2 protein-coding genes and 1 riboswitch are annotated in these 4,014 nt (G+C 69.5%); both genes read right to left on the bottom strand.

Features of this window, described 5'->3' with window-relative positions:
* Nucleotides 1–1,346: NB-ARC domain-containing protein (locus tag H5J26_RS29095; RefSeq protein ID WP_235981228.1), on the bottom strand; the 1,346-nt coding region annotated here is incomplete at its 3' end.
* 509 nt (nt 1,347–1,855) lie between these two features.
* Nucleotides 1,856–3,640 (bottom strand): phosphomethylpyrimidine synthase ThiC, encoded by a 1,785-nt coding sequence (thiC, locus tag H5J26_RS29090; RefSeq protein ID WP_181768957.1) that lies wholly within the window; start codon nt 3,638–3,640, stop codon nt 1,856–1,858.
* A riboswitch (TPP riboswitch) is annotated at nt 3,633–3,777 on the bottom strand. It overlaps the preceding gene by 8 nt.
* Nucleotides 3,778–4,014 lie beyond the last annotated feature (237 nt).

Here is a 4,014-nt window from a genome sequence, read left to right as displayed (position 1 = left end):
TCGGCCAGCCACCAGGCGGTCACGGGCCCGGGCTCGCCGGAGGTGAGCGGCTCGGCGTCGGGAAGGGCGGCGGCGGCCGCGTCGAGCAGTGCGGCGTTGAGACGGACGAGGCGCTCCGCGCCGAGCTCGCCCCGCAGATACTCGCGTACGACGTCGTGGAGCGAGAGCGCGCCCGTGGAGGGGTGGAGCGTGACGAGGGAGAGATCGGCCAGGTCGCGGCACAACTGGCGTCCGTCCAGCGGATCCAGACCTGCCGTCACCTGCCAGAGGCGGGTGACCAGATCGATCGGAAGCGCCTCGTCCTCGGCGAAGACTCCCAGTTCCCTGAAGCGCGCGGACCCGTTGCCGGGGAGCAGGCGCACGCTGGCCTCGAGAGTCGCGCGGACCGCCTTGGGACGCGGCCCGCCGGCGTCGTCGGGCGGGTGGAGCCCCCGGGCGGGAGCAGGCGGGTCGATGGCGGCCGGACCGGCGTCGTGCAGCCGGCCGAGTACCTCCGAGGCGGCGGTGTCCAGGGGGCGTCCGACGTCGAGGTCGGCAGCCAGTATTCGGTTGGTGAGCCGGAGCAGGAGAGGCCACTTGCCGGTGGCGTCCAGCAGTTGCTCCGTGGAGGCGGGCGACATCGGGGGGAGTTGCCAGGTGAGGACCTGCCTCGCCTGTGCGGAGGTCATTCCGTCGATCCGTACGCGTACCGCGTCACCGGGCAGTGAGGAGCGTATGCGCGTGGTCGCCAGCCGGGCGCAGTGCCTCCCGCCGTAGAGGAACGGCTGCAACTGCTCGGCCTGCCACACGTCGTCGATCACGAGCAGGGTCGCGGGCTGCCGGTCGAGCAGGCGCCCCAGGTGCTGTCCCGCCAGCAGCGGATCCTCGAACGTGGCGGTGTCGCCGGTCACCAGCCGTACGACCTCGTTGACCTTCGCGGCGATCGCAGCGCGGCTGCGGATGTCCCGGCCCATGGCGAACTGGTAGACGCCACCCCGGAAGTGCTTCCGCACGCGGGGGCTGGCGCAGACGGTCGCGGCCAGCGTCGTCTTCCCGAACCCGCCCGGGCCGAGCAGGCCCGTCGTGGTGCCGGACGACGCGGAGTTGCGGCGCAGCAGCGCACGGATCACCTCGTCGGCCTCCGCGGGCCGCTCGACCACCCACTCCTCGCCCGTCACGGGCAGCGGTGGCCGTGGGGGATTCGGCGTACCGGCCCATGAGTTGCCCCACGTCAGCACGAGCGCCGTCACCACGGCGCCAGCGCCTGTGCCGGTGCCGACACGCGCTTCCTGCCCCCACGGCAGCACCGCATCGCTCAGCCACACGGTGAGGCCGAACGCCAGCAGTGAGACCACGGCCAGCGTCAACCACCGCTCCCAGCGACCCATCCCGCAACCCCCGTATGCCGTATACGCCGTTGGGCCGGACATGGTTGCACCGGCCTCATGCGCAACACGTGTATTCCGGTCAATGTCAAAAATCAGCCACGCCGTCCGACACAGTGTGCCTATGGTTGGTTACCGACAGGTATGAATATGCCCGGGGCCGAATCGCGGATTTCGTCCGCAGGTGTTCGACGGGACGCCGGGGCACGCATGTTCGGCATCACCGCTCGCCAGCGCGCTCACAGGGGTTCCGGCACGGTTGTGCGGGTTCACCGGGCGGAGCGGGGCGGGGTTCCCCGTACGCCGGCGACGGTCGGCCCGCGGCACGGCCGCCAATGGTCTGAAGCTGTGAAATTGCGCCTCTTTACGGGGCTGGAAAACAGCGCTCCCCGGTCTGCCGACGTCGGCAGACCGGGGAGCGCGTGCTCTTCGACTCCCTCCTTCTCGGCCTTGGTTCTCGCGTTCTCCCGCCTTCTGCAGCCTTCTTCCGGTCAGTCGGCCATCGGCAGGTAGACCTTGTTGCCCGCCTCCGCGAACTCCCGGGACTTGGCGAGCATGCCCGCCCGGATCTCCTCCTCGCCGAGGGTCCCGTCCTCGTCCGACCCGAACTGCTCGTTGATGCTCCGGCTGATCTTCATCGAGCAGAACTTCGGCCCGCACATGGAGCAGAAATGAGCCGTCTTGGCGGGCTCCGCAGGCAGCGTCGCGTCATGGAAGGCGCGTGCCGTGTCCGGATCGAGGGCCAGGTTGAACTGGTCCTCCCAGCGGAACTCGAAGCGGGCGTCCGAGAGGGCGTCGTCCCAACCCTGCGCACCGGGATGCCCCTTGGCCAGATCCGCGGCGTGGGCTGCGATCTTGTACGTGATCACACCCGTCTTGACGTCGTCGCGGTCGGGCAGACCCAGGTGTTCCTTCGGTGTGACGTAGCAGAGCATCGCCGTGCCCCACCACCCGATCATCGCCGCGCCGATGCCACTGGTGATGTGGTCGTAGCCGGGTGCGATGTCGGTGGTGAGCGGGCCGAGCGTGTAGAAGGGCGCCTCCTCGCACACCCGCTGCTGACGGTCGACGTTCTCCTTGATCTTGTGCATCGGGACGTGACCCGGGCCCTCGATCATGGTCTGCACGTCGTGTTCCTTGGCGATGCGGTTGAGCTCGCCGAGCGTGTCCAACTCGGCCATCTGCGCCTCGTCGTTGGCGTCGGCGACGGAGCCGGGCCGCAGCCCGTCGCCGAGGGAGAAGGTGACGTCGTAGCTGCGCAGGATGTCGCACAGCTCGGCGAAGTGGGTGTACAGGAAGCTCTCCCGGTGGTGCGCGAGACACCAGGCCGCCATGATCGAACCGCCCCGCGAGACTATGCCGGTCTTACGGCGCGCGGTCAGCGGCACGTAGCGCAGCAGCACGCCGGCGTGCACCGTCATGTAGTCGACGCCCTGCTCGCACTGCTCGACGACGGTGTCCTTGTACACCTCCCAACTCAGCTCCTCCGCCTTGCCGTCCACCTTCTCCAGCGCCTGGTACAGCGGCACCGTGCCGATGGGTACGGGGGAGTTGCGCAGCACCCACTCGCGCGTCGTGTGGATGTTGCGCCCGGTGGAGAGGTCCATGACGGTGTCGGCGCCCCAGCGGGTCGCCCAGGTCATCTTCTCCACCTCCTCCTCGATGGACGAGGTGACGGCGGAGTTGCCGATGTTGGCGTTGACCTTCACCAGGAAGTTCTTGCCGATGATCATCGGCTCGGTTTCGGGGTGGTTGACGTTGGCCGGCAGCACGGCACGGCCGGCTGCGATCTCGTCGCGTACGAACTCGGGCGCGCAGCTCTCACGCACCGCCACGTACTCCATCTCCGGTGTCACCACGCCGCGCTTGGCGTAGGCGAGTTGGGAGACGGCGCCGCCCTCGCGCCCGCGCCGGGGCCGGCGTGGGCGTCCGGGGAAGACGGCGTCGAGGTTCTTCAGACCGCCGCGTGGTGTCGTGTGCTTGAGCCCGTCGTCCTCGGGCCGCAGCTCGCGCCCCGCGTACTCCTCGGTGTCGTCGCGTTCGGTGATCCAGTTCTGGCGCAGCGGGGCCAGCCCGCGGCGCACGTCGGTGTCGATTGCGGGATCGGTGTACGGCCCGGACGTGTCGTACAGCGTCACGTCCTTGCCGTTGGTGAGGTGCACCCGGCGGACCGGGACCCGCAGGTCCGGGCGCGATCCGCTCAGATAGCCCTTGTGCCAGCCGAGTTCACGAGCCTCGGAGGCGGAAGAGGGCGTGCGTGCATCCTGCATGGTCATGAGACCAACTCCCTACGCCGGCATTACCCGGTAACAGGTTCGGCGGTCGACGCAGCCCTCTCCGTTGGCCGTTGATGCCGGCGTTCGGAGGTCAGCGCCCTCTCAGCCCCGTGCTCGGAGCTCCCGCGATGTGCAAAGGCGTGACCACGCTAACGGCACACCGGCTGTGCTGAACAGACCACCTCCCCGGAAGGGGTTGCCATTATTGGGGGGTGACTTCGACACCTCCGTTCCGCACGGACAGGCAAGTACCGGGCCCGGCGAGCCCTGAGCAGGTCCCGGGGCGGGGGCACGAGCGGGAAGGCCGCCAGGAACCGCCCGCAGGCGGCCACACGCACGGGCACTCCCACGCCCACGGTCCGCCCGCGCCCGTC

The organism is Streptomyces albidus (ex Kaewkla and Franco 2022), from assembly GCF_013870515.1.
Classification (GTDB): domain Bacteria; phylum Actinomycetota; class Actinomycetes; order Streptomycetales; family Streptomycetaceae; genus Streptomyces; species Streptomyces albidus.
The sequence above is the reverse complement of the archived record's forward strand: the minus strand, read 5'-3'. Positions and strand labels throughout refer to the sequence as shown.

Bases quoted from the DNA above. Each gene is read 5' to 3' on its own strand.
- thiC (WP_181768957.1), bottom strand. From the start codon at position 3,640: ATGACCATGCAGGATGCACGCACGCCCTCTTCCGCCTCCGAGGCTCGT.